Source organism: Pseudoalteromonas sp. H105, from assembly GCF_001469215.1.
Classification (GTDB): Bacteria; Pseudomonadota; Gammaproteobacteria; order Enterobacterales; family Alteromonadaceae; genus Pseudoalteromonas.
Genome location: NZ_LOFH01000008.1, coordinates 41,345 through 63,943, shown reverse-complemented (window position 1 = coordinate 63,943; position 22,599 = coordinate 41,345). Strand labels below are relative to the sequence as shown.

General features: G+C 41.7%; 20 protein-coding genes. 11 read left to right on the top strand and 9 right to left on the bottom strand.

The genetic code is table 11. The features are described 5' to 3' along the window. Positions 1-64 precede the first annotated feature (64 nt). The 4 genes from ATS75_RS13960 (at position 65) to ATS75_RS13945 (ending at position 3,178) form a co-directional block, all read left to right on the top strand. Positions 65-697 (top strand): PepSY-associated TM helix domain-containing protein, encoded by a 633-nt coding sequence (locus ATS75_RS13960; protein WP_058561030.1) that lies wholly within the window; start codon positions 65-67, stop codon positions 695-697. Next, the gene (locus tag ATS75_RS13955) at positions 697-1,200 is read left to right on the top strand and encodes a DUF2271 domain-containing protein (protein WP_058561029.1); all 504 of its coding nucleotides are present in this window, start codon (positions 697-699) and stop codon (positions 1,198-1,200) included. The genes ATS75_RS13960 and ATS75_RS13955 overlap by 1 nt, the downstream gene beginning before the upstream one ends. Before the next feature lie 55 nt (positions 1,201-1,255). Continuing rightward, a complete protein-coding gene (locus tag ATS75_RS13950) occupies positions 1,256-2,098 on the top strand; it encodes a DUF4198 domain-containing protein (protein ID WP_058561028.1) in 843 nt (280 codons plus the stop codon). A gap of 189 nt (positions 2,099-2,287) precedes the next feature. Continuing rightward, complete coding sequence (locus tag ATS75_RS13945; RefSeq protein ID WP_058561027.1) at positions 2,288-3,178, top strand: DUF4097 family beta strand repeat protein; 891 nt, start codon at positions 2,288-2,290, stop codon at positions 3,176-3,178. A gap of 77 nt (positions 3,179-3,255) precedes the next feature. Here ATS75_RS13945 and ATS75_RS13940 read toward each other — a convergent pair whose 3' ends face one another. The 3 genes from ATS75_RS13940 to ATS75_RS13930 are packed head-to-tail and all read right to left on the bottom strand — an operon-like array spanning position 3,256 to position 7,433. Continuing rightward, positions 3,256-4,338 (bottom strand): lipocalin-like domain-containing protein, encoded by a 1,083-nt coding sequence (locus tag ATS75_RS13940; protein ID WP_058561026.1) that lies wholly within the window; start codon positions 4,336-4,338, stop codon positions 3,256-3,258. 7 nt (positions 4,339-4,345) lie between these two features. Continuing rightward, on the bottom strand, positions 4,346-6,784 hold the full coding sequence (locus ATS75_RS13935; RefSeq protein ID WP_058561189.1) for an ABC transporter permease: 2,439 nt from the start codon (positions 6,782-6,784) through the stop codon (positions 4,346-4,348). Beyond that, complete coding sequence (locus ATS75_RS13930; RefSeq protein WP_058561188.1) at positions 6,777-7,433, bottom strand: ABC transporter ATP-binding protein; 657 nt, start codon at positions 7,431-7,433, stop codon at positions 6,777-6,779. The genes ATS75_RS13935 and ATS75_RS13930 overlap by 8 nt, the downstream gene beginning before the upstream one ends. A gap of 537 nt (positions 7,434-7,970) precedes the next feature. Here ATS75_RS13930 and ATS75_RS13925 point away from each other — a divergent pair. The 3 genes from ATS75_RS13925 (at position 7,971) to ATS75_RS13915 (ending at position 9,891) form a co-directional block, all read left to right on the top strand. Beyond that, positions 7,971-8,864, top strand: coding sequence for a LysR family transcriptional regulator (locus ATS75_RS13925; RefSeq protein WP_058561025.1), 894 nt, complete (start codon positions 7,971-7,973; stop codon positions 8,862-8,864). A gap of 78 nt (positions 8,865-8,942) precedes the next feature. Next, positions 8,943-9,386, top strand: a complete 444-nt coding sequence (gene nudB, locus ATS75_RS13920; RefSeq protein ID WP_235591184.1) for a dihydroneopterin triphosphate diphosphatase — start codon at positions 8,943-8,945, stop codon at positions 9,384-9,386. Between the two features lie 88 nt (positions 9,387-9,474). Further along, entirely contained in the window at positions 9,475-9,891 is a 417-nt protein-coding gene (locus ATS75_RS13915; protein WP_058561024.1) for a hypothetical protein, read from the top strand. A gap of 157 nt (positions 9,892-10,048) precedes the next feature. Here the strand turns inward: ATS75_RS13915 and ATS75_RS13910 are convergent, their stop codons facing one another. Together ATS75_RS13910 and ATS75_RS13905 are read right to left on the bottom strand one after the other, a co-directional pair. Continuing rightward, a complete protein-coding gene (locus ATS75_RS13910) occupies positions 10,049-11,194 on the bottom strand; it encodes a DUF1624 domain-containing protein (RefSeq protein ID WP_058561023.1) in 1,146 nt (381 codons plus the stop codon). After that, positions 11,184-13,259 (bottom strand): TonB-dependent siderophore receptor, encoded by a 2,076-nt coding sequence (locus ATS75_RS13905; protein WP_058561022.1) that lies wholly within the window; start codon positions 13,257-13,259, stop codon positions 11,184-11,186. The genes ATS75_RS13910 and ATS75_RS13905 overlap by 11 nt, the downstream gene beginning before the upstream one ends. A gap of 249 nt (positions 13,260-13,508) precedes the next feature. Here ATS75_RS13905 and ATS75_RS13900 point away from each other — a divergent pair, with 249 nt between their 5' ends. Then, on the top strand, positions 13,509-13,754 hold the full coding sequence (locus tag ATS75_RS13900) for a DUF3297 family protein (RefSeq protein ID WP_058561021.1): 246 nt from the start codon (positions 13,509-13,511) through the stop codon (positions 13,752-13,754). Between the two features lie 301 nt (positions 13,755-14,055). Then, positions 14,056-14,853 carry a response regulator gene (locus ATS75_RS13895; RefSeq protein ID WP_058561020.1) on the top strand — a complete coding sequence of 266 codons (798 nt, stop codon included), beginning with the start codon at positions 14,056-14,058 and terminating at the stop codon, positions 14,851-14,853. A 154-nt stretch (positions 14,854-15,007) separates the two neighbouring features. On the opposite strand, the gene folE2 is transcribed toward ATS75_RS13895, so the two are convergent. Genes folE2 through ATS75_RS13875 form a run of 4 tightly spaced genes read right to left on the bottom strand, consistent with a single transcriptional unit; the run spans position 15,008 to position 18,181 of the window. After that, on the bottom strand, positions 15,008-15,916 hold the full coding sequence (gene folE2, locus ATS75_RS13890) for a GTP cyclohydrolase FolE2 (RefSeq protein WP_082665490.1): 909 nt from the start codon (positions 15,914-15,916) through the stop codon (positions 15,008-15,010). A 22-nt stretch (positions 15,917-15,938) separates the two neighbouring features. Further along, the gene (locus tag ATS75_RS13885; RefSeq protein ID WP_058561018.1) at positions 15,939-17,267 is read right to left on the bottom strand and encodes a dihydroorotase; all 1,329 of its coding nucleotides are present in this window, start codon (positions 17,265-17,267) and stop codon (positions 15,939-15,941) included. Further along, positions 17,264-17,692: a MerC domain-containing protein gene (locus ATS75_RS13880; RefSeq protein ID WP_058561017.1), complete on the bottom strand. Its 429-nt coding sequence runs from the start codon at positions 17,690-17,692 to the stop codon at positions 17,264-17,266. Before ATS75_RS13880 ends, ATS75_RS13885 begins: the two co-directional genes overlap by 4 nt. Before the next feature lie 15 nt (positions 17,693-17,707). Next, the gene (locus ATS75_RS13875; RefSeq protein ID WP_058561186.1) at positions 17,708-18,181 is read right to left on the bottom strand and encodes a Fur family transcriptional regulator; all 474 of its coding nucleotides are present in this window, start codon (positions 18,179-18,181) and stop codon (positions 17,708-17,710) included. Between the two features lie 409 nt (positions 18,182-18,590). Between ATS75_RS13875 and ATS75_RS13870 the strand changes: the two genes are divergently transcribed. Both ATS75_RS13870 and ATS75_RS13865 read left to right on the top strand, forming a co-directional pair. Further along, the gene (locus ATS75_RS13870; protein WP_058561016.1) at positions 18,591-21,035 is read left to right on the top strand and encodes a TonB-dependent receptor; all 2,445 of its coding nucleotides are present in this window, start codon (positions 18,591-18,593) and stop codon (positions 21,033-21,035) included. 32 nt (positions 21,036-21,067) lie between these two features. Next, complete coding sequence (locus ATS75_RS13865) at positions 21,068-22,471, top strand: hypothetical protein (protein ID WP_058561015.1); 1,404 nt, start codon at positions 21,068-21,070, stop codon at positions 22,469-22,471. The last annotated feature ends 128 nt before the right edge of the window (positions 22,472-22,599 follow it).

Below are 22,599 nucleotides of genomic sequence, written 5' to 3'. Positions count from 1 at the left end.
TTTGTTGTTATGGTTAATACAAATCATTATCATATACAAACCAATTACTTTTACTTTGTTGTCTATGCCATTTTTTAATAAACGTGCGATATACGGTATCAGTCGCATGCTGCATATTTATCTTTCTACTGCCTTGTTATTTTTACTTATTTTGTTCTGTATCAGCGGCATTGTATTAAATCATGTCGATTGGCTTAAAGACGACAAAACAGATGGCCATCAAACCATCGCATTGCCCAACGCTTTGATAACTAAAGCCGCACACAATATTAATGCCCTTCCCACTCTTTATCCTGAAATAGAGGCCTATTTAGCCGCAGAGCATGGCTTAACACAGGTTAAAAGTATCGATTGGGAAAAAGAAGATGCGCTAGTCATGCTCGACTACCCACTCCCTGCCGGCTTTGCCTTTGCTGAAATTGATTTTATGAGTGGAGAACTCAATCTTGAATATCAAACCGGTGGTTTGTTAAGCCTAATGGGTGACTTACATAAAGGCCGTCACACTGGTGAAGCATGGAGCTGGGTTATTGATATTTCTGCCGCGTTAATGATTCTATTTGCTATCACCGGCATGATTATTTTATTTCAAAATAGAAAAAAACGCTTAGTCGGAATATGGCTAACGGTGCTTGGAATCGCAACACCTGCCGTCATTTATTTATGCTGGGTTCCACAACTAAAAGGAGTGTCTTAATGTTAAAAATTAATACGTTATGCAGTGCAATACTAATATTTATGGCTGCTTTGTTTCAATCAAATACCAACGCAGCAGAGCTCGAAATAGAACTCACCTTGCCTGATCTCGATATACAACCTTATCACCGCCCATATGTGGCAGTGTGGCTTGAAACCCCGCAACGTAAACATGTGACCACTGTTGCACTATGGGTAGAGAAAGCTGAATGGTTTAAAGACTTACGCCAATGGTGGCGTAAAGCAGGTAAAAGCGATGCTAATTTTGACGGTGTAACAGGCGCAACAAAACGCCCAGGCAGCTACACAATTAACTGGAATGGCAAAGACCTCGAAGGAAATCCTGTCATCGCAGGTAAATACCTACTTAATTTAGAAGTAGTGCGCGAAGAAGGTGGCAGAGATTATAAACGAATGGCACTGGATTTAAGCGAAGATGGAAAAATGACTATTGCAGGCAAAAAAGAATTCTCTGAGAGCTTCATCACGATCAAAGCCAAATAACAGCAATAACTAGCAAGTAAAAAATGCTTATACATTATTTAAATAAGGAAAGATCATGAAAACCAATTTACTTAAAAGCGCTCTTGTTGGCGCGCTAACATTAACCGCCCTTGCCTCTAGCTATGCAAGTGCCCATGCACAGTGGTTAGTGCCTTCGCATACATCGCTATCTGGTGATAAAGCGCATTATGTAATGATCGATGCCAGTATCTCTAACGAAATTTTTTCTGCTGATAAAGCGTATCGCCCAAAACAAAAAGGGGCAGAGTATGACGATAACCTGATCATGGCTCTTGACCCTAATGGTGAGCTGGTAAGTGATAGAATTCGCGCCTACTACTTACAACGTAAAAACTCAGCAGCAGTAAAATTAGCTGATGAAGGCACTTATCATATCGCTATGAAACGTGAGCCGCGCATAATGACTTTTTACAAAGATGCGCAAGGCGAGCGTAGCCGCGTATTTGGCCCTAAAAATAGCAAAGACATTCCAGCCGGTGCAAAAGAGATCAGAACCATGAAGTCATTCTCAACTGTTGATACTTTTGTTAGCCGTAACGGCACATCTAAGCCAGCCCTACTAGGTAGCGGTTTAGAGATCAGTGGCCCAACTCACCCAAATGATTTATTTGTTGGTGAAGAAGCACGCTTTCAATTATTGAAAGATGGTAAACCAGCTGCAAATGTTGAGCTTGCGATTTTAAAAGGTGACACACGCTACCGCAACGAACGCAACGAAGTAAAAGTAACAACTGATAAGCAGGGGTTCTTTACAAATACTTGGCAGCACCCTGGTTTATACCTTATTGAGGCGAGTATCAGCGAAGACTCAACTGAAAAAGGGATCGACACTGTGCGTTACGCTTTGTTTACTACTTTAGATGTTGCGCCTGAGTAGTTGACCTTTATAAAGTGGTTAACAATGTTAGCCACTTTCGCTACTTTTTAGTATTGTTCGCTAAACGCGTATTGAGCTATTTAAACAAGAACAAATTATTGCTTATAAAACAGTATGTTAAATGTTGGCTTTGTTTTTGCTTTTAGAAACTCAAGCGGTTAACCTAAATAAAAAACGAGCATACAAATAATGATGAATAAATCACTCTCTTTACTCACTAAAGCACTGCCTATTGCAACAAGTCTTCTTCTGATGAGCGGCTGCGTTGTTCATATTTCCACTGGAAGTGCCAATATAGAACAACAGCAACAACGCACATTATCAGCAACACAATTACAACAACTCGATATTGAAGCAGAAGCCGGCTCACTCAAAGTAATAGGTTCAAACACCGCCACTGAAATCACTGTTGATGCAACCATTTACACCGCAAACGTAGATGACCCTTATATCTTAACGCTTGAGCAAGACGGCGATAAGGCTGTATTGACTGCTAAAAGTCACAAAGCTTCGGGTATGATAGTTTACCAAGGTAATTCACCGAGTATCGATTTAGTCGTTACTGTACCAAACTCATTTAACCTTGATATTGATGATAGCTCTGGTGATATTAATATTAAGGGTGTACTAGGCGATATGGACATCGATGACGGCTCAGGCAGTATCGATATAGATCAAGGCCATGACCTCGAAATAGATGATGGCTCAGGCGATATTAATCTGCAAAACATTACTGGCAGCATTGAAATAAGCGACGGCTCAGGTAGCCTAGCTATAACGAACACCAAGGGTAATTTAACGATAGAAGATGGTTCAGGTGATATTCGTTTAAGTAAAATCAACGGCCGTGTGGATATTGATGACAACTCAGGCAGCATTAATGCGATAGATCTGGGCAACGCGCTCACGATTGAAGACGGCTCTGGTGATATTTACGCAGAACACATTAATGGCTTGGTCACTATTGAAGATGGCTCTGGCAGCATTCGTGTTAATCATGCTAAAGGCCTGACCATTATCGATGATGGCTCTGGCGATTTGAGTATCGACAATATTAACGGCCCGGTAAAGCTTAATTAAATAATCGGTTAACGAGCCTGAATGTTGGCAAACAAGCCAACCTTCCGCAGCACTTTCTATGCAGAATTGGTAGGCTGTTAATAGCCCACCAATTCTGCATACCCTTTCCCTTCAAATCCACCGTGGGTTTTAATGCGCCCTTCCCAATACGGGATGCTTAATTGATTACGTGAATCAGGATTGCGTGCATCTATTATAATAGATTCAAACCCTTTTATGTTAAGCGCCCACTTAATTGGGTAGGTTTTCGTTGCAAGCGCGTGTGTTTTTAATACTTGTAAAGTCACCTCTTGATTGGCAATGGCACGCACCTGACCTGTACGGGCTATGTGCGATGCACTGCAATAATCATACTCTTGCTGACTATTACGAATACAAAACGCCATCAACCCACCTAAAGCGGGATCATCTGCTTGAATACTAAACCAATCCCAACCATTTTGAGAAGGGTCAATTAATGCCGAGGACCACTCTCTATCTAACCAGGCATCGCCAGTAACGCGGTAGGTCTTACCCGCAAACATGATATCGCCTTTGGCCTGTAAAAATGGATAACTATAATAATAGGAGGCATGACCTTGATGTGTTTTTTGACTATACCCTTGCTCACCATGTTTTATCAGCGGGCTGTTTGCCAGCGTTAGATTTGCACTGTAATTTTTCTGTTGCGCTTTTAAGTTGAGCGGTAAAAATGCAGCCCGCTCACTCGCTAACAGCCAATCATCTAAGCGCGCCTCAAATGGCTGTGCAGTCACATTAACTTGTCCAGAACGACCATACTTTTCAAATGCTTGGTGCTGGGTGTCGGTTTGTATTGCAAAGTGAGCAAAGTAAAGTTGCCCATTCCACCAAGGGGATGGCTCTGTTGTTTCATTTTGCTCATCGACTGTCAGCCTAAATAAGGTCCATTGCACACCAAAGGCTTCACCAGTATCAGCGGTTAGATTAGCAGTCACATACCACCACTCAATTCCTTGTTGATGGTGTGCCCCGTGATCATCAGGAAAATTAAGTCCTTGTTGTTTACTTACTGCCTCGCCAAATTGCTGCGCAAACCCAGTGCGCATTTTTTTGTTACTCTCAATTTGTTCGGCCTCTGGTTGGCATCCGCTCAAGACAGTAATCATCATAAAAGCGAGTATAATTTTTAGTGTATTCATATAAGTCCTATAGCTTAGCAACGTTATCTGCCACCGCGCTTCGCGTTAGTTTAATCAGTGGTAATGCACTAACAAATAATGCCAACACAAACACTAATACACTAAAGAGCCCCAATTGCAGCCAATCAAGGGTCATGGCCATTGTCCAGCCAAACGCTATTGGCATTACATAGGTTAATAACACCCAGCCAAGGCAAAGCCCCAGTGGTATAGCTAATAACAGAGTGGTTAAAATAATGAGTGCAGCTTGCAGTACTTTTGCACCCAATAATTGCTGTTGGGTGACACCCAGCGTTTGTAATACCGCCATGGGCTGTAATTGCCCGCGCCCCAAGGTTAAAAAGCTCACCCACATACCAAATAAAGCAATCAGCATAATAAATAAATTGAGTGCCTGAGTGACATAGAATGTTTTACCAAACAACTGTTTAGCAAAGCGTTTGAACTGCTGATTGGCAATGACTTGTTGGCTATCTAATTGATGCTCTTTTTGGATATACTCAGCCACTGTGTCAACATCGCTACCTGGCTTTAGCCAAAGCGATAAACCATACTCGGTGTAATTTAAGCTGCTACTCAATAATACTGTTGTAGTGACTACTACATTTAAACCTTGCTCGCCGTAATCAAAATAGGCAGCGCGTACTTGGCACGTTAATGTATTAATATGCTGTTTTAGGGTTATTACGTCACCAACTTTAAGCGAGTACTGCAGCAAGGCGGGTTCATTCACTAAACAACCTACAACCCCGTTTTTGTTTTTTTCAAATACTGCAGATGTAGGTGCTTTATTGTTTAACAAAGTAAGGTGTTGGTTATAGCTGGCCGTTGCACCAAATGCCATAACATCAACAGCAATCCTATTTTTAGATGTTTTAAGCTCACTGTTAGCTGACCAATATACGCCTACTTTTTCAACCTCTGGTAGTTCACGTAACTTAGCCCCTAACGCTTGAATGTTTTGATCGGGTCTTACGTATAAATCGGCGCTTAGGCGTTTTTCAAGATGTGTATCTAAGGTGTCGCTAAAACTGCCAACCATAATTTGCATACCTACCGCAGCCCCCATCGCCATTAAAATAGCCAGTACCGAGCTTAGTAATGCGGGTAACTGCACTAGGCTGTCGGCTTTTAACCAGTGAATAATGGGGTTTTGTGTTGGCCATGGCAGTTTAAATACGGCTTTAACTACCGGTGGCGTAATAAAAAAAAAGAGGAGTAGCACACAAACACACAGCAATAAGGCGCTTATTTTGGTATTTGCCGTTAGCGCTAAGTAACTGGCTGTACAAATAGCTAACGCAAACATCAGCCATTTAACACGCGCTAAAAAAGTACTTAATCGAGCCGATTGGCTGGCTAAAAACCCTAACAAAACAAAAATATTAAGTATAAAACCGCTAGCAATCATGCTGCTATCAAGATTTACGACAAAGCTTCTATCTAATTGGTAAAGCCCTCTAAGAGTGGCTGATACATCCATAACTAAGGCGTTTGCCAGTGCAGCGCCTAATAGCGCACCTAACATTGCAGCAAAAAAACTAAGCAATGTTAATTCAATAACCAGCGCCTTAATTAACGCAGACCTTTGACAACCCAGCACCCACATTTGCTGCTGCAAGTGAGCACGCGCATTGTACGCCAGCTTAATTGCATTAAAACTTAAAAACGCACCCACCACGTAACCTAACAAAGCCAGCGCTTGTAAATTAAAGAAAAACGCTTCAGAGAGCGCATCAAAAGCCTGCTCTTGCGCAGCTTCAAGCCGGGCATCATTGCCTATCAGAATGGTCATCTTTGCGTGTTGTGAACGAGTTAACCCACTCATTTCTATATAGCTAATTTGTCCATCTGCCATTAACAATTGATCTGCAAGGCTAATGTCCATCAATAAGGTCATTCCCACACCGGGTAGTTCACTGACTGGTAAAGTACGAAGGGTGTTACCGACTTGTAGTGTAATCTTGCCATTTTTTACATTAAGCCGCTGCATTAATTTAGGGTCGATATAAACGGTATTAAACAATCTATCAAATCCAGTATGGCGATTATCTATTGTCGCTACTGAGCTTTCTGTGCCTTGTGTATCTTGCGTCAGCCATTGAAATAAGTTTACCCCACGCAGCGCTAGCGTGCGTTGGTTGGCGGTTTCCACAATCCCCTCTAAAACGGGCTGAGCTTGTGTAAAACCAGTGGCCCTAAGCGTTGACCACACCTCATTAGATAACCTATTTTCACCCAGCACTGGACGTACAAAATGTGTCACTGGGTTTGCAATTAATGCGGTGGTTTGCTGGTAACGTTTGCCCGCTTCTTGGTTTAAACCTTGTATAGCAGTGAGTAACGCCGCCCCCAAACTAAAACCAATAAAAAATAGCAGTAACAACCCAATGTGGCGACGGTAAAACTGCCCGTATGTAAGTATAATAAGTTTAAGTTCAGCCATTAATTTGGCCATCTTTTAAAACCAGTTGCGTGGTGAATTGATCCGCTAACCGCTGACTGTGGGTGACCATTATTAATATTATTTGTTGCTCTTCACACAAATTTTTTAATAGCGTAACAATATCATGTGCACGCGCGGCATCAAGATTTCCGGTAGGTTCATCGGCAAGTAATAGGGTTGGTTTATTTAATAACGCACGGCCAATACCTACACGCTGCTGCTCACCACCCGATAATTGCTCAGGCATCGCATTAAGCTTTCCTTCAAGGCCAAGCTTGCGACTCATTTTTTGTATTTCTTCTTCACTTGGCGATAGACCATTCAGCCTTGCTTGAAAGCACATGTTATCTTTCACATTTAATGGGCTAAGCAACTGGTAATGCTGAAAAATAACACCTATTTTACGTCGGTAAATAGCCAACTGATTTGCATTTAGCGTACTAATGTTTTGCTCATTAACACGAATAGTGCCAGCATCAGGCGATAGTAAACCAGCTAATAAATTTAACAATGTTGTTTTACCTGAACCACTGTCCCCCAGTAACGCTATTTGCTCTGATGGTAAAATATTTAACGATAAGTCATTAATAATATGACGCTTTAAGCCACCATCTTGACGGGTAAAAAACACATTTTTTAGCGCAATCATAAAGAAAAAATCATTCCTGTAGCAAAACTGAGTCCAATGTTTAAACGATACCATAGCAGTAAAGTGTTCACATACACGCTTATTTTTACACCCACCACTTACTGTGACCATTAAAATGCCGCTCAGGGCCTGTTAACCTATCAGAATAAATACTTGTTCTACTTAGGTACAATTAAATATCGGCGCATGTTTATAATTTAATCTTATCAAATAGTTATGAGATGCACCCACGCAACATAGGCTCTATCTTGTTTAAAAACCGAACGCACTGTTGCAAAATCAACCACGAAAGATAAACCAACGCTAATACTCATTGTATTTTGTAAGCGCCTAAGCCATGCTAAAACCTTAAGATTCTTAGGATATGTGCATGTCAGAAATGACTTAACTTATTGCGGATATATAAATCGGCCCTTAAGTATTGAATAGTCGGGATAAACCAAATGGAAGATTTAAAGCACATACGCAAACAAAATATGCTCGCACGTTCGATGCTAAATGCATGTGTTCATGATGAGGGTAAGGGTAACAACAAAAATGCTTAGAATTACATTAGAACAATGGCGTATGTTTCGCGCTGTTGTTGAGTTTGGAGGATTTAACCAAGCCTCACAGCAGATCCATAAAAGCCAGTCCAGTATTCATAATGCGGTGAGTAAAATTGAAACCTCACTCAATGTGAAACTATTGATGATTGAAGGCCGTAAAACAGTGCTCACCGAAGCAGGCGAAATGATGCTACGACGGGCTAATTATTTACTAGACGAGGCCGCAAAAATAGAAGCGGTTGGTCATACATTAAGTGAAGGAGTTGAAAGTAAACTCAGTATCGCTGTTGATGAAATATTTCCTCAAGCATTACTTTATAAAGTGCTCAATGCAACATCAGAGCAATACCCGTTATTACGAATTGAATTACATGAATCAATACTTACTGGTGCTAATGAGTTACTTGAAAATACCCATGCTGATATTGCCATCTCTGGCTTTACCGATGCCGCAGGTTTTAGTGAGGAACTGTGTTCAATAGAGTTTGTGGCTGTTGCTCACCCTGATCATGCCCTTCACAGTATTCGCCGCGCACTCACTCTCGAAGACCTTAAATCATATCGACAAATTGTGGTACGTGATTCTGCATTACATAATAAAAAAGATGGCGGTTGGCTGGGCGCAGAGCAACGCTGGACGGTAAGCCATATGCGCACGTCGGTTGAGATGATATGTAATGGCTTTGGCTTTGCATGGTTGCCAAAAAGCGCTATCAGTGAGCAGCTTAAACATTCGCTAGTAAAGCCGCTTAATCTTGCCCACAGTACGACACGAAATGCGAAGCTGCACTTACTCTTTAAAGACGGCGATCGGTTAGGGCCGGCAGCGCGTACCTTTATAGGTTTGTTGCGTTACGAGCTCATGAAGACTGACCAGCATTAACAAGAGTAAAGCATGTTGAGCTGCAAAAACTTAGCAACATGAAATGATTTAAACTAACGAATAATATAGGTGTTTTCCTTGTCTGAAACTATCACGCTACGCCAGCCTTTTTCTGTATTAGTTGTTATTTATAAACAAAATAAAGATTGTTTACTGATTCAACGAGCGGATGATGCGAGTTTTTGGCAATCCGTCACAGGCGGTATAGAACAAGGTGAAACGCCGGAAATAACGGCGCACAGAGAGTTATTTGAAGAAACAGGCATTCACGCCTCTGCATTGGGTTTAACCATTCGTGATCACCAAAAAACTAACCACTATACTATCCGAGAAAGCTGGCGTCATCGCTACTATGCTAATGCACTAATTAATACTGAGCATGTGTTTAGCGTATGTGTCCCTGATGATATTAGCATTCAACTCGACCCCTGCGAACACACTGATTATATGTGGTTATCACAGCAGCAGGCGGCTGAAAAAGCATGGTCACCCAGCAACCGAGACGAAATACTGGCGTTATAAAGCACAGCTAGTTGTGCTGTACTTACTAAAGAGTTTAGTCCCTAAGCCGATATCAACATATACCCAAACCACCTCAAATAGCTAAAGCATGAATATTGATACAAGCGAATCAGTACAAAGCGTTAATACTGAGCTCTCAAGCAACAATAAAGCTGACACAGCAACTCATTATCGCCTCTCAAAGGACGAACAAAACACACTCGCTGGCCGTGGAGAAAAGCAGCCCCCCAAAGCAGAAGAGCTCGATGTACCAGATCATATAAAAAGAATGATTGAGCAATTAGACAAGCTTAAAGAGCAGTTCGAACTCGCTAAAGAACGACTCGCAGAGCTAAAGCAACATAAAGATAGCCAAAGTGATGCAATGCAACAGCAAATTGAAATACAAAGTGAAATGGTTATGCGGCTTGAAAGGCAGGTTATTACACTAACGCAAGGCATTGCCGATGCCATGCAAGAAGCCGGTGTTAGCGACCCAGGGGTATTGTTGAGTATTATTGCCTAGCCGCTGATAGTGTTTAGAAATCGATGTTATTTCAGCAGGAGTGACACATGACTCAACCTTTCGACTTCAACAAAGCATTCGCTTAACTTCAAGCTGATAAAGGCATTGCTGCGCTTAATGTAGCGGTGTTATAAAAACTTTATAACACCGCTTTTTATTATAAATACTTTAACCACGGCTTTTGCGTTGCCCGTTTATACTGACTAAACCATTTAGTCGGCCAATATAAAGTGAGTGCCAATACAGCTGCAATAAGCCAAATCCAGCCAATATGGTCAACCCCAAAATAACTGCCCTGATTAGCGCCATAGACAGCATGACCAATAGCATATAATACGAGCAACGCATAAAGGTGCACAATATAGAAGAACATCGGCACCGAACCAAAGGTGCGTAGTGCATTTGAAAAGCGATTTAACGGCCTTTCAAATAACCATAAGCCAAAGAACATCATTGCTAAAGTTGTCAGCAAAAAGCTTAACGATGGTGGATACTTAGTAACATTAAATACCGACATCAATGTCTCAGAGGTACTTGCATACTGTTGCCAAGGTAACGTCTCACCATAAAGATTAAAACCTCGCAGCATGGCAAATAATACAACACAGGCCAAACCTAACCCTAATAACCACTGTTTTCTATCATCACTATCACGACTAGCCGCATATAATGGGCCGGCACAATAACCGAGTAATATCACGCCAATCCACGGTAATACTGGGTAACTAATTTTGACATCAATTAAGCCACCTTGGGAGATATAACCGCGATCGTGCAGTATGGTCCATAAGGTATAACCCCACTCATCTGGGTTAAAGCTAATTGGTGTAAGCAAATTATGGCCAAACACAATCAACAAGCCGAGTATCAATAACAATCGTTGCGGTAAGTTAATAAGTAGCGCTAATGTGAGCATACACAAACCGATAGCCCACATTACTTGCAGCCACATAGTGTGAAAGTACCCCATCCATGAAAAGCAAATCACAGTGATTTCTAAAGCGATTAAAAACAGCCCCCGCTTAACTAAAAAGCTTGGCGCCGAGCGTGTTACACCGTTGGCTGGGTGGCTATATAACCACGCCGATAGTCCGGTTAAAAATATAAAGGTGGGCGCACAAAAGTGCGCCGCAAAACGGCTCCAAAATAACCCAGGACTGGTGGTATCTATGTCCATTGGGTCAGACACCTGCATATGCAAAAAGAACCGCTCTCGAACATGATCAACAAGCATTAATAAAATAACCACTCCACGCATAATATCAATGCTGTGAATGCGACCTTTTAGCTGCTCAGAAGTCATACGTTAAACCAAGTTTGAATTGCGTCGGCGCACCTGGGTAAGCCCATAATTCGTTATAACTACTGGCGATATAGCTTTCATCAAATAAGTTATCTATGTTTGCAGACAGCTGTGTTTTGTCATTTACTTGCCATTGAGCGAATAATCCCACCAGCTGGTAGCTTGGTAAGCGAAAGCTTAAATCAGCAGCATCACCCAAACGACTAGACACATATTGATAATGCCCACCCACAGAGACCACTTCGCCTAATAAACGCAATTGCTGATTTAGCGCTACACTCAGGTTATTCTTTGGCACATTAACAAGTGGGCTGCCTTTGGGTAAAGCGACCCCCCAATCAGCATTAACTGTATCGTTTGAAGTTTTCACATCCATATAAGCATAAGATAGGCTATATTCCGTGCTTTCTCCTAAATAACCGGTAACGTCAACTTCAACACCTCGGCTATTTGCTTCTCCTAAAGGGGCTGAAAACCCGACATTAATTGGATCTGCGACGAGAATATTATCTTTATTTGCATCAAAGATTGCGAGGGTGCCCTTTACATTATCAAAGTCGAATTTAGCACCAAATTCAAACGAGTCACTCTCTTCAAAGCCAAACGGGTTACCTTGAAAGTCCGTGCCACTTAATGGTAAAAAACCTTCTGAGTAACTAGCATATACATTGATTTGATTAGTAAACTGATACACCACGCCTAAGCGCGGGCTGAGGCGGTTTTCATCACTGTTTGACTGTACGCCACTGACGGTTTCGAGTATATCTTGCTTAATTTGATCGTAACGAGCGCCTAATAACACTCTCAACTTGCTGGTTACATCAACCTGATCTTGAAAATAAATACCATACGCATCTTGTTGCTCATTATTTTCATATAACAGCCCCACATCTGGGATGTCACCCGTGTAATCCGGCTTAAAAATATTAAGTGTATAGGTACCGTTTCCACCACGATAGCGTGACAGCCCCGTGCGAAGTTCATAATCATAACCATCAACCCCCATTAAAATATGGTGCGTCATGCCAGCTATATCTACATTACCACTAAACTCAAAACGTACACTCAGATCATCTGAATAATAATCACGATGACGATGTTGACGCGTTAATGTTTCACCATCTTCATAAAGTGATTGCCTTGAAGGTGACAGCTCTGCATCCGATGAAAATCCATTCAATGTAGATTGACGATAGTTAACACCACTGAGCAGTGACCACTCATTATCAAAATCATAATTTAAATTGAGCTGATGGGCACGTGAATAAACCTGGGTAGGGTCATCATGCGGGTTACCTAAATAACGCGACGCTGGCACGGTTTCAATATCATCATTGAGCACAACGATACCACGGTCAAATAACTGGCTTTGATCAACATATTCAAATTCATAGGTTAAGCTCGTTTTATCATTTAAGCGATAATATAAAGACGGTGTAAATACTATTTTATTGTGGCTAACGTAATCACGAAAGCTATCGCTATCTTGCCATGCACCATTTAAACGCACAGCTAAATCGTCACTTAAACCCGCTGTGTAATCACCTTGAATACGTTTAAAGTCTTCGCTGCCTAGCTCAGCCTTTATTTGCCCTTGTGTAACAAACTGTGGTTTCTTTGTAATGATATTAATTGTCCCACCCGGCTCTGAGCGGCCATATAAAGCAGAGCCTGGGCCTTTTAATACTTCGATATATTCAACATTCGACATATCTCTTGGACCGCTAAACCCACGACCACCGCTAAAACCATTGATCAAATAGCCTGAAGGCATATTCTCATTGCCAGATAAACCACGCATTGAATAGCTATCCCACAGCCCACCACTATTATTTTTACGTGAAATACTCGCTGAAAAATCCAATGCATCTTGAAACGTAGTGATTGCATTATTAGTGACCAAATTCTCACCAATTGTGGTGATCGACTGGGGTAAATCGCGGGTGGGAACATCCCCTCTAAAGGCTTGCTTATGTTCAATAGTAATCGTTTCGATATCTGACTCTGTCGCAACAGTTCCAAATGAAATGGCCGCAACGGCTAAAGATAATGCAGAGTATTTCATAGTAAATTTATAACTTATTAATAGTTGAAATTATTTGTTATAACATATCACAACATTTAAGAATGTTATAGTATAACAAAATGTATTTTTGCTATTTTAACAATAAATTATTAAGTAAAAGGTGCCGCAGTAATGATTAGGGGCATAATCACAAAGCTGTTAATTTATAAAGGGCTGATTAAATTTGATTGAGCTCCTCGCCTTGATTGCCTACAATAGCGCAAAATTAATTCAACGCAGATCACCATTATGACTGATACCAATAAACCAGAATTACCTGATCAACTTTCGATCAACCCACGCAGCAAGTTTTATGTTGAAGAAGTATTTGAACATGAAATTGGTGTTACCCTTAACGGCAAAGAGCGTTTTGACGTAGAAGAATACAGCATCAGCGAAGGTTGGATAAAAGTAGCGGCACCAAAAGCACTAGACCGTCGCGGCCAGCCTTTACTTATGAAAGTAAAAGGCACTGTTGAAGTATTTTATCGTTAATACCTACCGGTAAACTAAAGCTCAACGTTGCAGCTTACGATGAATATTAACGTATCCGTCGTAAGCAAAAGTACTAAGCACAACACCATATTAGCGATATAATCATACTAACTCGTCACATTGTGCTAAATGCTGCGGTAATCATCACTCCTATTCTTACATGCACGTACCACCCAAATATAATCAATTGAGCTCTTTTATTTTACAAAAGTGCAAAGTTTTATCCTGCTAGGGCATATTGTTGATCTATAATACCGTTCTAAAAACGCCTTCGTATAACAACAGCACTGAAGAGACAAGAATGAGTGATTTAACCGCAATAGCCAACTTATCAATACTGTTGGTCGAACCGTCCGATGTCCAACAAAAGTTGATAATAAAGTCACTGACTCAGAGCGGTGTTACTCAAGTTGAAACAGCTAGCACACAAGCCCAAGCTTTAGCATTACTTGATAACTATCAGCCTGATTTGGTGATCAGTAGTATGTATTTTTCTGACGGCACCGCCGATTCTCTATTACAAAAAATACGCTCAACACCACAAACTGAGCATCAAGCGTTTATGCTGGTATCCAGCGAGCGTAACAAAAAGTACCTTGAACAATTAAGACAATCAGGCGTGTTGGCTATTTTGCCAAAGCCTTTTAGCGCCGAAGCGATTACTCGTGCACTCAAAGCGACATTAGATATTATTAGTGAAGAAGAAGTTGAATTAGAGCATTTTGATGTCACTTTGCTACGCGTACTTGTTGTTGATGATAGCCGCTTTGCGCGTAAACATATTATAAGAGTACTTGCTGGTATGGGGATTCCTGCGCCTGTAGAAGCAGAAGATGGCAAACAGGCAATGGTGCATCTTAATGAACAGTCTTTTGATTTAATTGTAACAGACTACAACATGCCTGAAATGGACGGTAAAGAACTCACAGAAACGGTAAGAAGCTCTAACATTCACTCACACATTCCTATTTTAATGGTTAGTTCAGAAGCCAACGACACTCATTTAGCAAACATTGCCCAAGCGGGAGTTGATGCTATATGTGATAAGCCATTTGAGCCCGCGACAGTAAGAGAGCTGTTGTCTAAGATTATGTCTTAATACTTCTAAACCACCTCAAAATGCGAGCGTCGTTGAGATAAATACTGCATTATCGCCTATTTATGGGTAGCACCCTATATAGGCGCTACCTTGTCTAAATACCAAACATACTGCTGCAAATTCAACCTTAAAAGGTCAACAGACCCTAGTCACTTTAAAGTTTTTCGTAACCATGTAAAAACTTATGATCAATAACGACCGCATTATGAGCATGTAAACTTTCTTGATGCTCTACTTTAAACCAGTAATCTGAGATTTGCTCGTTATTCTCCAGCGCTTGCTTTATACGTCTTGCGGCGTCTTCGCAGAACATAAGGTTTTCGGCATTTAATTTTGCAAACGCTTGCTCGTCTTCACGTTTTACCGCCGTTTGCACAGGCGTGCCAATAACCTCTTCAAAGTGTTCAATTAACGCTGAAAAGTTTGGCAGAGTGTTATGCTGCCACTGCATTTTTAAATAAGCAAATGAGCGCTGGCTGTGAGGTGTTGCAACTGAACCTTGTTGCGAGGTGATCCACGCTAACAGCGCCTCTTTTGCTACGACTTCGCCACTAAATTGTTTAGCAATTGCATCACTCATTGCTTGTCTTGATAACGCAGCAGAACACGGGCAAGTGCTTGAATATGGTATACTTAACGATAACTCAGTATTCATCTGATTATTTATGTATTCACACCGAATACTCACCGGGTAAGTTTGATAGCCAAACTGCTCACTCAACAATGCTGGTTTACGTAAGGTTAATTCAAAATCTAATTGTAATTTTGCCGTTAAACTTAACCCTTCCTGTGAACTCACTAACGCGTGTAATAAAGCGTTAAGTGCACTCAAGGTGAGGGGTTTATTGCTTAATGATTCTTTTAGCCGCAAATAAAGCCGTGACATATGAATGCCTTTAGCATCTTTTTTATCTAAACTGACAAACACACTGGCTTTAGCTGATAGCGAGGTTGAAGGGTACTCTGCCAACGTGATGGGGAGTGCAATGCCTTCCATACCCACCCATTTTAAAGGTAACGAAGCTGTTGTAAGTTGTTTCGATGTAACATCAGGTAAAGTCATATTTAGTATCTATCTTTCATTCTTAGCGATTAAATAACAAAGGCATAGCATTGCCTTTCGTCGTAATAAGTTGCTGGCCATCAAACACCTGCTCACCATTAACCCAAGTAGCTTTAATCTTTGCAGGGAATCGGTGGCCATCAAATGGTGTCCAACCGCATTGATAACGGGTTGTTTCGTGGCTTGCTACTGTTGAGTCATTCATATCGACTAACACTAAATCCGCAAAGTAGCCTTCGCGTATAAAGCCTCGGTCAATAATGTTATAACGCAGCGCAGGATTATGGGCTGTTTTTTCAACAACGTGCTCTATGGTTAAACGTTGTTGCTTTACATGCTCAAGTAAACTGAGTAATGCATGCTCAACTAAAGGCAAACCGGCTGGAGCTTGACTATATGGCACGTGCTTTTCGTCCCACGTGTGCGGAGCATGATCGGTGGCAATAATATCAATTTGGCCATTTATCACGGCCTTTAATAACGCATCGCGATCACTTTTTGCTTTAATTGCAGGGTTACATTTAATCAGATTTCCGCGCTGTGCGTAGTCCTCTTCACTAAACCATAAATGATGAACGCAGGCTTCGGCTGTTATATGTTTATCTCGAATATCGCCTACTGAGAATAAGCTCAACTCTTTTTCTGTGGTGATGTGTAATACATGCAACTGGCTCTGATGCTTTTTAGCAAGCTCTACCGCGTAAGAAGAGGAGGCATAACATGCTTGCGTATCGCGAATAATAGGGTGGTGTTGAATACCTAAAGGCTGCCCCTTTAACTGCTCAAGGTTTTTGGCAATAACCCGCCCGTCTTCGCAGTGCGTCACAATAAGTGTTGGACTGTGTTTAAATATTTCATCCAGCGCTGCAGGGTGTTCAACCAATAAATCCCCCGTTGATGCCCCCATGAACACTTTTACCCCACAGTGGCGGGTCGGGTCGAGTTGCTTAATCTGCTCTAAGTTATTTTCTGTGGCCCCTAAATAAAAGCTATAGTTTGCCAATGAGTTATCACAAGCGAGTGCAAATTTATGCTCCAGCGCCTCTATGGTGGTGGTTGATGGACTGACATTGGGCATTTCCATAAAACTAGTGATACCACCAGCAACTGCCGCCCGCGATTCGCTGGCTATGTTGCCCTTATGAGTCAACCCAGGTTCACGAAAGTGCACTTGGTCATCAATCATACCGGGCAATAAATAACAGCCATCAGCTGCAATTATAATATCGCCTGCTTGTGCTGAAATTTCTGTTGCTACTTTTTCTATGCGGCCATCAACAATGCGTACATCGCTAATGTATGACTTGCCTTCATTTACGATATTAGCTTGTTTAATTAATGTTGTTTTCAATTTGCTTGCTCCGAAACACTATCTGAACACGGGCAATCGTCTTCATTTTTTGCTAAACACTGACGGTAATTAAACCAATGTGCTATAGCAATAAAAGCTGCACCGATTAACGTAAACCCTTTCTCTCCCAGCTCCCCCCACTTAGCTTCCCCAAGCGTTACAGCCAGCACCATCAAAATGACGCCAACAAAGCCTGAAACCACATACCTCAAACGCGTATGTTTCTTACACCCTAGGGTCAATGCAACTAAGCTGGTTGGTATAACGGCGACCAAAATCCAAAGGTGTAATTGTTCATTATCCAATTGTACCGCCGTAAGACTCGGTAATAGCGTTAACAGGAGCGGCGTTGCCAAACAATGAACTGCACACATAATGGAAAGCCCGATAGCCAGCTTATCCATTACTCTCTGAGTCAATTGCATTTTGCTTTCCTCTCATTAATTTTGAGATAATTTGGGTTTGCATTGACAGCACAAACCCGAGATTTCTAACTGTGACTTGTTCGGCAAGAAGCCAGTATGTTCAACCTGCTCGAATAATGACTTTAACTTGTCATCTTCATCATTCACCTCAATAACCTTGTTACAAGAACTGCAAATCAAAAGCATGGATAGCGTATGTTGGCAGCCGTCATTCGTGTGACTGCATGCCATAAATTTATTCTCAGATTTTATTCTGTGTACTAAATTGACCGATTCTAAAACGTCTAGAATACGGTAAACCGACATCGCTAAAATCGGAGTTTCCATTACTTTATTAAATTGATCTGTTAGTTCGTATGCAGATAATGGCTTATTTGCATGAAGTAATACCTCCAATACCTGTTGTCGTTTTTCTGTTAATTGCTTCCCAGAGTTTTCAAACTTGCTGTTTGCAAAACGGATTGCTTTTCTTAGCTGTCGTTGATTCACTGTATTCACTCTAACTCAGGTTTATTAGGCGCGACTTTTACCCTTCCTTACGATAACGCCATTGAACGACTTTCAACCACAACGGAATTGACTAAAACCTCGCTATACCTACGTTTTTAATAGGGTTTTCTATTTTTATCATCGCTATTGCTGTAACTAGCGCTTGGCAACATGCAACACGGTAACCTACACACTTGCTCGTAAAGCACCTCTCCCAACGAGAAAGCTAACCGACATCTACAGTTAGGCTGATTTGTTTAGCCATTGCTAACAAACAAGTTCGCAGCAACTTAAATCGCATCGAGGTAACGAGACCCTGTGTTTCTGAGAACTATGTTTAACTTCCTATTGATACAATATAACATTTCAATCATAATTGATACAATATAACATTTAACAAGGTAATCAAATGAATCGAAGATCTCAATTAGCTGTACTGATAGCAGCTCTATTACCCGCTAGCGTGCTAGCAAAAACAATAGAAGGTGTTGTTTTAAATAGCCAAGGGAACGTAGTGACTAACGCAATAGTGGAAGTTGAAGGCTCAGAAATCAGGGTCACCACCGATGAAAATGGTCGATTTGTTATCGTAGATTTAAAAGATGGCTTAAAAGAATTGCACGTAGTTGCACCTGGCTATGCACATCTTCACCGAGACATAATAATAAATAATGATGAAAGCCACTCTGTTACTTTCAATCTCAAGCGTTCACCGATTGAAGTCATTGACATTGAAGCCACTCCTATCCACATGTCGGCAATGGAATCAGCGTCTCCCGTTAGCGTGTTATCTGGCGAACAATTAAGACGCCAGCAAGCTGCGACTCTTGGCGATAGCCTTGAAAAACTCCCAGGGGTTAATACCAACTTTCATGCAAAAGTCGCTAGTACGCCAATTATTCGTGGCTTAAGTGGTCCCCGTGTACTTATTACTCAAAACGGCCTAGATGTCAGTGATGTGTCAAGAGTGGGCCCCGATCACTCAGTCGCATCAGAAGCGTCAACCGCTCAGCAAATCGAAGTACTACGTGGACCAGCAACATTATTTTATGGCAGCGGCGCAATTGGCGGTGTTGTAAATGTCGTTGATAATAGAGTGCCAACAGATAGCACTACTCGCGGTGAGTGGAATGTAGAGCACAACTCTGTTGATAATCAAAAAGTAGCCTCGTTTAATGCCACTACTGGCACCGATTCTTTTGCATTTTATGCCGATGCATTTTGGCGTGAAGCTGATGACTATGAAATCCCAGTAGCCGCTGAATTAGATGACCATGACCATGACCATGAAGAGCATAGTGGCGATTATACAGTTGCAAACAGCCATGAAGAATCAGACGGTTTCACCCTTGGTACTAGCTACCTATTTGATCAAGGTTTTGTTGGTATAGCTGTTGAGCAATTTAATCGTCAATACGGCATTCCAGGCCACACACATGGCGGCGAAGATGAGCATAGCGACGAAGAAGAAAGCGTCTTCGCTGACTTAGAGCAAACTAAAGTGCAATTATTAAGCGAGTATAACCTCGATAATGAGTGGCTTAATAAAATAAACCTACGCGCAGGTTTTACAGATTACGAACATGTTGAAATAGAGCATGGCACAGTGGGTACAACATTTAAAAATGAAACCAACGAGCTACGTGTAGACCTAATGCACAACTCATTTTCAAAGTGGAATGGCGGTTTAAGTATCCACTACAAACAAAGCGATGTTGAAGCACAAGGCTCTGAGGCATTTACACCGCCATCAGAAACACAAAGTATTGCTGTCGCACTAATGGAAGAAAGACACTTTGGTGATTTTTTAGTGCAACTAGGTGGTCGTGCAGAGCGTGTAACAATTGATGCAGACAACGTGCTATTACCAAATATCGATGCTCACGCACATGATGATGAAGATGGACATGACAGCCATGATCACGGTCATGAACACGCTCACGAAGAAAGCACCGATATCATTCGTGTATTCAACGCAGAACACGAGTTCACTCCTGTTAGCTTATCTGCTGGTGTAGTATGGGATTTTGCGCCTAGTTACAACTTGGGCTTATCGGTATCTCTTTCAGAGCGTGCCCCTTCGGCTTCTGAATTATTATCATTCGGTGCTCACATTGGTACTGGCACTTATGAAGTGGGTGCGCTATTTGATATGCATGAAGACGGCCATTTGGGGTTATCTGAGCAAACGATTGACCTAGAAACAGCCAACAACATTGATTTAACTTTCCGTAAAACACAAGGCGATATCGGTTTTATCTTTAACGCTTTTTATAACCAAGTAGATAACTATTACTACCAAATAGACACGGGCTTATACGCTGAAAGTGGCCACGACCATGGTGATGAACACGACCACGGCGGTGAGCATGACCATGGAGACGAACACGACCACTCATCTGAGCTGCCGGTTTATTTATTCAAAACCGATGACGTGGTTTTACATGGTTTTGAAGCACAAGTTGCATGGCAGTTAACCGATGAGTTTAAAGTAGATGTATTCTCAGATTACGTTCGCGCACGCCTTAAAGATGGTGGCAATTTACCACGCACACCACCGCTACGTTTTGGTACTGAGTTCAGCTATCAAACAGAAAAGCTGAGTGCGCACCTTCATGTAACTCGCTATCAAGAGCAAGACCGCACAGCGCCAGAAGAAACAACGACTGACGGTTACACCATGCTTGATGCCAGCATTTCATATGACTTATCAGTGTTAAACCAAGATGTTTCGCTGTATCTACGTGGCACTAACTTAACAGACACCGAAGCGCGCGTGCATAGCTCATTTTTAAAGAATATTGCACCACGTCCAGGTCGTAGCTTTGCACTCGGTATTCGCGGTTATTTTTAAGCGCTAAAAAATTATAAATAAAGGAAACTAACATGACTAAATTATTCAAATTAAAGCTTATTGCACTGGCGATAAGCAGCACATTAATTACCGCTTGTGGCGATGCAGAAACTAATATCGTTGAAAAAGACCCAATAGAAGTGCCTGATGACCATGATCATGGCGATAACGACGATCATGACCATGGTGATGAATACACCATTGATTCATTAGGTAGACTTGTAGTACTTGCTGGCGATAGCAACACAGCCAGCTTCTTTGATTTAGACGACAACGCGCTGCTTGAAACATTTACTCTGAACAATGATACAAATACGCTATCGTCATCACCTGATTTTCGTTATGCCGTGATCGCAAATCGCGCACAGGACTACCTAGGCTTTATCGACGGTGGTTTATGGCGTGAAGATCACGGCGAACATTTACACGATTACAAACAAAGCCCAGCAGCTATCAGTTATGAGCTAACAAGTGGTAGTCGTCCAACACACCTTGTAAAACATGATGGTAAGTTAGCCATATTTTACGATGGTAATGCAGACTCAGGCACAACTGCGTCTGTTGAAGTATTAACAGATAACGACATCACAAACGCAACAGCTACCCTTCCAGGTATTAGTTACGACATTAATATGCACGGTGTTGCAGAGCCACGTGGTGAACATTTATTATCAACAATTCGTCGTGATGATGCCGATAGTACATCTGCCGCTAAAATCCTGCCTGATCAAGTGGGTGTTTACCATTTTCATGATGGTGAATATGAACTTGAACAAACTTTAGCGCTTACTTGTCCTGATTTGCATGGTGCAGCACAAAACCACGACTATGTAGCATTTGGTTGTAGCGATGGCGTGTTACTAGCTCATCAACACGACGACGAGTACGACGCTGAAAAAATTGCAAACATTGATGCTATTGGTGACTTACGTATTGGTACTTTATACGGTCATGAAGACAGTGAGACCTTTATTGGTGTTGCGTCTGGACACGGTGGCGGCCCTGCTGTGATTGTGAGTATACACCCTGAAAAAGCTGAAATGGAAGAACTAGAATGGCAGTTAGCTGATGGCGCAAGTGCTATTTCTTACTCTTTTTCTGCCCATGGCGAGCACTTTTTAATATTAGACAGCCTAGGCTTTTTAAACGTACTTGAGGCACATGAACACGACGGCGAAATGCACTGGGAACTAGCAGGCCAAGTTGATATCACTGAAGAAGACATAACAACCATGCCTGAAGGTATGAAGTTTACCATGACTGTAGCGCAAAACGGTCAGTTCGCTTATGTTGCCGACCCAATTGCCCAGCACGTTGTTCAAGTACACTTAGAAGACTTAGAAATTGAAAGTGAGGTTGAACTTACTTTTGCCCCTAGTGCAATTACTTGGCTTGGTATCGCACAAGAGGAAGAAGAAGACGATCACGACCACTAATTTTACCCCCTGAAAAAGAGCACTCACTAAAGGTTGGCGTTTTAATGCCAACCTTTTTTTATACACACTTTGTAACAGACCTTTTATCGCAAGTGCATCGCTATTTATAACCTTATTGTTATGATGTA